General features: G+C 37.7%; 7 protein-coding genes. 1 reads left to right on the plus strand and 6 read right to left on the minus strand.

Annotated features, from left to right (window positions below; all coding sequences use genetic code 11):
• Together ACR2MV_RS04640 and ACR2MV_RS04645 are read right to left on the minus strand one after the other, a co-directional pair.
• The coding region (locus ACR2MV_RS04640; protein WP_434020734.1) for a tetratricopeptide repeat protein at positions 1–816 on the minus strand (816 nt) is incomplete at its 3' end.
• A 31-nt stretch (positions 817–847) separates the two neighbouring features.
• Positions 848–1,003, minus strand: a complete 156-nt coding sequence (locus ACR2MV_RS04645; protein WP_434020735.1) for a hypothetical protein — start codon at positions 1,001–1,003, stop codon at positions 848–850.
• Positions 1,004–1,378: 375 nt separating this feature from the next.
• Here ACR2MV_RS04645 and ACR2MV_RS04650 point away from each other — a divergent pair, with 375 nt between their 5' ends.
• On the plus strand, positions 1,379–1,918 hold the full coding sequence (locus ACR2MV_RS04650) for a hypothetical protein (RefSeq protein ID WP_434020736.1): 540 nt from the start codon (positions 1,379–1,381) through the stop codon (positions 1,916–1,918).
• Positions 1,919–1,942: 24 nt separating this feature from the next.
• Here the strand turns inward: ACR2MV_RS04650 and ACR2MV_RS04655 are convergent, their stop codons facing one another.
• From ACR2MV_RS04655 to ACR2MV_RS04670, 4 genes are read right to left on the minus strand one after another with little or no spacing between them, the layout of a single operon-like run.
• Complete coding sequence (locus ACR2MV_RS04655) at positions 1,943–3,568, minus strand: sodium:solute symporter (protein ID WP_434020737.1); 1,626 nt, start codon at positions 3,566–3,568, stop codon at positions 1,943–1,945.
• Positions 3,569–3,610: 42 nt separating this feature from the next.
• The gene (xylA, locus tag ACR2MV_RS04660; protein ID WP_434020738.1) at positions 3,611–4,936 is read right to left on the minus strand and encodes a xylose isomerase; all 1,326 of its coding nucleotides are present in this window, start codon (positions 4,934–4,936) and stop codon (positions 3,611–3,613) included.
• 20 nt (positions 4,937–4,956) lie between these two features.
• Positions 4,957–6,444 (minus strand): xylulokinase, encoded by a 1,488-nt coding sequence (locus ACR2MV_RS04665; RefSeq protein ID WP_434020739.1) that lies wholly within the window; start codon positions 6,442–6,444, stop codon positions 4,957–4,959.
• Positions 6,445–6,447: 3 nt separating this feature from the next.
• Positions 6,448–7,449 (minus strand): GntR family transcriptional regulator, encoded by a 1,002-nt coding sequence (locus ACR2MV_RS04670; protein WP_434020740.1) that lies wholly within the window; start codon positions 7,447–7,449, stop codon positions 6,448–6,450.
• Positions 7,450–7,499: the final 50 nt, after the last annotated feature.

A 7,499-nucleotide genomic window follows, 5' to 3' on the forward strand; every position in this document is an offset into this window, starting at 1 on the left:
ATGCTGCTTTTCCAACTGTTTATTCTCCAATGCCTGATTAATTGTTTGAATTGCCAATTCATATTCTTGTTGCTTTTGATAAACGAGGCTAAGGTTGTTTAGAGTTCTTTCTAAATAAACTGATTTATTCGGAAGAACTGAAACTAGATCTAATGCTTTTTCATGGTGGTTCTCAGAATGGTCATATTGCTTCATATCATAATACAGCAATCCTAAATGATTAAGGTTACGATAAAGTAAAACCTTATGCTCAATTGAATCAAGCTTCATAATTGATTTATATGCATATGCCTCACTTTCAATATAATTCCTAGATCTTCTGAGCAAAAATGCCATATTATAATCCATTTTTGCTTCATAATAATTATGTCCTATATCCCTAAATTTTTGACCGGCCATTTTAAAATTAAAAAAAGCACTATCAGAAACTTCAATTTTAGAATAATATATACCCATATTCCAATAATAATCTGCAATACGCAATGTGTCATTATTTGTTATGGCTATCTGCAAATACTCTTCACTTAAATTCCTGAAATTCTGGTAATTCTTGAGTTTGAATAGCTTGTTAGATATTTTAAATAAATACAATGACCTTAGGCTATCCGATTCAAGATCCTCACATAAATCTTCTGCTTGATTTAATAAATTTTGTTTTTCAAGAATAGACAGTGAATCAGATTTAAATTCAGTCAAAATCATATCGATTCGATCGCAATCCACGCAAGGATCAATCGATACTTTATCACAACTTAGGACAAACCAAAGTAGAAGAATTAGCTTGGTGAAAAATTTATAAAACTCTTTTATATGCATTCAAAAAAATATTCTTTTTCAATTTAAGCAACTAGTCCTTGGTACTATCTTTATCATCTTCCCCCTCCTCACCACCATCAGCAAGTATCTTTTGAATTTCTGCCTTCTCAACTACATCATCTTCAGTACATTGAACAAAGCAAAACAGCATTACTAAAAATGCAAACAGAAGCCGTATTTTTTTCATAATTCTTTGATTTTATACCCATAAGGTACTAAAAGATCATAGAATACAGAATCCAAAAGCAGATTCTTTAAGTCGAACACTTTCAATTCTCAGGTATAAACCGTACTTATAGTAAGGTATATCAAGCTTACCCCAAGGTATCTCAATTAAAATCGTCTTAAATAAAAATAGCCTTACAGATAGTAAGCAGTTCCCTTACCCCTTTTTTTTCTATTGTCGTTATCTTCAATCTCCAATAATTTGGCCAGAATGGAAATAAAAAGGTTTCGCAACAAGTACAATTTAGAATTGATACCTGCCTCTCACGAAAACATAATACTCGGAAATCTAGTATGGGACCCAATTATAGGCAAACCCAAATTCAAACATCCAGGCATGTCAGAACACATTTACAATGCCTTTCTGGATGCTTCCATTATCAGTCATGAAAATTGGACAAAGGGTATCAAAGAATTGTACAAAGAAAAGATTAAAAACGCTCACTTGGCCGAGTTAACGATTCAAATGGAATCAACGGCTATAACAAGTCTTGAAAATCCATTAATCCAGGACCTGGGACACCGATTCGAACTAAGAAAAATCAATCACTTTCACTTTGGCAACATTCAGGTAAGAACCATGTCAAATATGAACCGCATACGTATTGACAATTACCTGGAGATTTTAAAAAAAGACAAATGGAAAACCTATGAAGGAAAGCTTCGACGTGTGTATATGATCACAGAACTATACTATGGCAGCATTCAAATCATTCTGAACAAGGCGCTCAAATCTGAACTTGAAGGTAGTATTCAACAATCACAACTCGAAGTTGAACAAACGGTTGAATTTGACAAATCCATTGAATACACTTTTAAACATAACAGCGTCCCGTTTGCCATGCGTCTCGAAAAAATGAAAGCCTTTAACGGCTAAACTTAGTCGAATCCAACTTCTCAATTATAAGGACAAGGAGCTAAATGATATCATAATATAGAGTACAATAATGACTACCAAGGCAGATGTTATGATATCCCAAATGGTATAACTCGACTTATTCGATTCCTTCTGTTCCTTATCAATGGTTCCAAAAGTCAAGCCTGCCAATTGAGCTTCTGAAGGAGCAGGGTAAAACATACTAACCACAACGGCTATTCCTATGCACAAGGCAAAGAAATATGCGCCAAATACCAGCCAGTTGATATCAGCAATATTGAATAAAAAACTGCCTTCGGTAAAACTGGTCTTCATAATCTCAAGAGTCAGCTTTGAAAAGCCGATAATAAATCCACCTACTAAGGTAGCAATAGCTCCATTGGCATTAATTCTTTTATAGAAAATTCCCAATAGAAAAACGGCGGCTATCGGAGGTGAAATATAGGCTTGGACATTTTGTAAATACTCATACAAACCATCAGACAATCTTGAAATTATAGGGATCCAGAGCAAGCCCAGACCGACAACGAAGAAAGTTGCTATTCGACCCGTTTTTACCAGATCCTTCTCCGGTTTGTTAGGTTTGATTTTTTTATAAATATCTAAGGTAAATAGCGTTGAGCATGAATTAAAAACAGAGGCTAAGGAACTCATCAAAGCTGCCAAAAGACCGGCTGCCACTAAACCTCTCAAGCCTGAAGGAAGCAGATTGCTCATCAATACCGGGAAAGCTTCATCCGGGCTGTTCCAGTCCAACTTGCCCTGCATTTTCAACCCCAGGGCCACAACGCCAGGAATTAAAAATAAAAAGACGGGCATTAATTTTAAAAGAGCACCGAAAATACTTCCTCTTCTTCCTTCTTTAATATTTTTTGCAGTTAAAACCCGCTGAACAATAACCTGATCGGTACACCAATACCAAATCCCTACCACTGTACTGGTTATAAAAAGCGGTAACCAGGGATAGTCAGGATCTGAATTAGGTCGCCACATATTGAAATAGTCCGGCCCCACAGTTGCTTTTAATTCTCCCCAGCCTCCAACAGCCTCCAAGCCCATAAAGGTGAGGATTCCGGCTCCCAGCACAAGGATAATAGCTTGAATGGTCTCCGTATATACCACGGCACGCATACCTCCAAGTACCGTATAAATACCTGTTAGCACCACAGTAGCCACGGCACCAATCCAAAAAGGAATTCCTAAAAGAGCAGAGACAACAATACCACCGGCATAAATCGTTACAGATACTTTAGTCAATATATAGGCCACCAAAGAAACTATCGATAAAACCCATCTCGATCTTTCATCAAAACGCTTTTCTAAAAACTCGGGCATGGTAAATACACCACTTCGCGCATAAAATGGCAAAAACACCCAACCCAGCATCAGTACGATCCAGGCATGCATTTCATAAATTAATAAGGGCATTTTATCGCCAGCGCCGTTTCCAGCTAATCCAACCACGTGTTCAGAACCTATATTAGAAGCAAAAATCGAGGCACCAACCATAAACCAGCCTATATTTCGGCCAGCTAAAAAATAATCTTCCGTATTTTTTTGTTTTTGTAAAATCACCCACCAGGCTACTCCCAGTAAAATGACAAAATACCCGACAATTACAACCCAATCCAGGGTATCTAATGCTTTCATAATAATCTTAAGTTTTGGTTCTGTAAGGTGCTGCTATAATGCTTAAATATACTGATTGATAATATTCTCATACAATTCTTGTTTGCCACTGGTCAACGATAACTCGCCATTTTCTTTCGCAATTTTATATAAATCCTTCATGGTCAGTTGTCCGTTTTCAAAGGCTTTACCATTTCCGGAATCAAAAGAGGCATAACGCTCTGACCGCAGTTTTTCATAGGGAGAAGAGGATATGATCCTATCGGCAATAAGCAGCGCTCGGGCAAAGGTATCGGCACCGCCAATATGGGCATAAAAAACATCTTCTACATCAGTTGAATTTCTTCTGATCTTGGCATCAAAATTAATACCTCCTCCTTGCAAGCCTCCAGCCTTTAAAAATACCAACATCGCTTCTGTTGTCTCTTGTATATTGTTTGGAAATTGATCTGTATCCCATCCATTCTGGTAATCTCCTCGGTTGGCATCCAAACTCCCCAACATTCCCGCTTTTGCCGCGGTATCCATTTCATGCTGAAATGTATGCTGAGCCAAAGTAGCATGGTTAACTTCAATATTCATCTTAAAATCTTTGTCCAAACCTTGATCTTTTAAAAAGCCAATAGCCGTTGCTGCATCAAAATCATATTGATGTTTCATAGGTTCCATAGGCTTAGGTTCAATGAAGAAATTGCCTTTAAATCCCTCAGCTCGGGCATAGTCACGTGCCATTCTTAAGAACTGTCCCATATGATCCAGTTCTCTACCCATATCCGTATTTAATAACGACATATATCCTTCTCTTCCTCCCCAGAACACGTAGTTTTCACCATCCAATTTGATGGTAGCATCCAAGGCCAATTTTATTTGTCCTCCAGCCCTGGCTAACACATTAAACTCTGGATTTGTCGCCGCACCATTCATATAGCGAGGATTAGAAAAACAATTGGCTGTACCCCATAATAATTTAATTCCTGATTCTTTTTGTTTGACCTTGATATAATCTGTGATCACAGACAATCTCTCTTCTGATTCATCAAATGTTGCCCCTTCCTGGATCAAATCATAATCGTGAAAACAGAAATAGTCAAAGCCCATCTTACTGATGAATTCAAAAGCTGCGTCTGCCTTATCTTTTGCAGCCTGAATTGCATCAGAGGCCTGATCCCATGCAAAATTCTGTGTCCCTGGTCCAAAAGGATCTCCACCTTGACCACAGAATGTATGCCAATAGGCAATGGCAAATTTAAAATGCTCCCTCATGGTTTTACCAGCTACTATTTGCTCTGGATTATAGTATTTAAATGCCAGGGGATTGTCTGATTCGACACCCTCATAATTGATACTCTCGATGCCCTTAAAGTATTCTCTATTTCCTAAAATTGCCATTATTATAAATTTTTATGATGTTATTGATGATATTGTTCCTCTAAATCCTGTTTCCACAATTCATAGAATTCAGAATAGTTGTTTTTATTGCTTTGAGGTTGATACGTCATTACATGTTCAATGTCTGAAAAGGCTTCGTTCAGGGATTTAAAAGCGCCAAAACTTACACCAGCGGCTCTTGCTGCCCCGACGGCACCAGTAGTATCTATAATCTGAATATTCGCTCCGACCAGGCTAGCGATGGTGGTAGAAAATATGTCTGATCGAAACAGGTTATCATTCCCAGCGCGGATCACTGAAAGGTCGACTCCGTCGTTTTTTAAAATATCAATACCATAAACAAATGAAAATGCAATACTCTCTAGAGCTGCCCTAAACATATGCCCTCTCTTATGCAGGTTAAAGTTCAGATTAGAAATACGGGCTCCTTTATTTTGATTGTTCAACATTCTTTCCGCTCCATTCCCGAAAGGAAGTATTCTAAGTCCTTCAGAGCCAATCGAAACAGTAGCAGCCAGATTATTCATATCCTCATAGGACGCTGACGCATGCGCCAAATTTTGTTTCATCCAACTGTACTGTATCCCGGCACCGTTTATATTTAATAGTTTCCCTATCCGCGGGTTTTCTTTGGTATAATTAACATGGGCAAAATTGTTAATTCTTAGGTATTCTTTCGTTTGGATCGAATCCGTTACGGCATACACCACTCCTGATGTTCCTCCGCTTGCCGCTATTTCTCCAGGCTCAAAAGCATTCAACGAAAGGGCATTATTCGGTTGATCTCCGGCTCGATATAGAACTGGTATTCCTTGAGGCAAGCCAATTTCTTCAGCGGCTTGTTTTGTGACCGTACCCTGTTCAGAAAAGGTAGGAACAACGTCAGGTATCAGCTCTTTACTTATTCCCATATGATCAAAAAGCCAGGATGCCGGTTCATTTTCTTTAAAATCCCACATAATACCTTCTGATAATCCACTAATTGTGGTAGTGACCTCTCCTGTGAGGCGCATGGCAATAAAATCTCCAGGTAATAATAATTTATGGACCTGATTGAATACTTCAGGTTCATTCTCCTTGACCCATTTTAATTTAGACAACGTAAAATTGCCTGGTGAATTCAACAAATTTGACACGCACAAATCTGCCCCTACGGCTTGAAATGCCTGATTACCAATCTCTACGGCCCTGCTGTCACACCAAATGATCGATGGTCTTAACACCTTCTGATCCTTATCAATAATCACCATACCGTGCATCTGATATGCAATTCCGACACCTTTAATTTCATTGGAAGATACGCCGGTTTGCCTGAGTAATCGCTGGGTTACTTTACAACAATTTTGCCACCAAATACCAGGATCCTGTTCGGCCCATCCCGTTTGTTTCGCTAAAATAGACATCTCTGTTTCCGGATAGTTGGTAACTCCTATTGTCTTTCCCGTGCTCGAATCAATCAAAGCGGCTTTAACTGATGAACTACCTAAATCAAATCCTATAAAATACATACCTTATAATGATTCTCTAATTATTAAACGTGTTTCTATATATTCCTGTAAAGGCTGATCATTCATGATAAAGCTCGCAGCTTTGGTTCCTAGGACCTTGAAGTCTGTGGAAACAACGGTAATGCCTTTGTAAATAAACTCTTTCATCGGTGTTTCATTATAAGATAAAAACCCTACATCCAAACCAGGCTCCAGATTCTTTTCTTTACATTGTTTCAAGAAGTTCGCCAAGACTCTGTCACTCACACTTATATATGCACTCCCCTCTTTAATAGTATAAGAGGTGGGATCCGTTAAAACCTGATAATTCATGTGATGCGTTTCACAAAAGCTCTTAAAAAAAGTAACGGTCTCTATTGGATGATTTGTAAATTCAGGGTATAAAAAACAAAGTTCATTATATTTCATAAACATTTCCTTGGCTTCTTCCATGGCACGATAAAAAGAACTGCCAAAATTCTGACAAACATAATTGCTATCCTCTTTCGCATGAATATTCCAATCAATAATGAGCAACTTCTCCAAAGGAAGTGTTGAAATTACTTCATTGACTTTCACATCGTCAAAATTCATCACAACGTATTTAAAGTACTTGCCCTTACCGTTGTTGATGATTGTGGTAAAATTGTCAATATTATAATGATGAAATTGAACATCGGTTATATAATTGCTTGGAAGGTTTTGTATAAATGAGTGATATAAAACCTCTTTATAAGCCTTAAAAGTATCTAAAACCAGCAATATTTTTTTCGTGCTGCTTGCCACATAATAACCTTTATTGGGCACGGATTCAATAACTCTTTGTTCTTTAAGAACAGTATAGGCTTTAAAAACCGTATCCCTTGATAAGTGATGCGTTTTACAAATGGTATTAACCGATGGTAGCGGATCGCCCTGTGATAAGATGTTGTTCGCTATGGCATTCGTAATAGAATTGACAAGCTGCTGGTACTTAGGGGTATCACTGCTATGATTTAGTTCTAGAAAGTCAATATTTGTTTGCATATCAGCTATACTGTTCTGGTCTGGTATGTAAACTTAAAAAAAAGAAATGA

Origin of the sequence: Lutimonas sp., assembly GCF_051011215.1 — a bacterium.
Classification (GTDB): domain Bacteria; phylum Bacteroidota; class Bacteroidia; order Flavobacteriales; family Flavobacteriaceae; genus Lutimonas.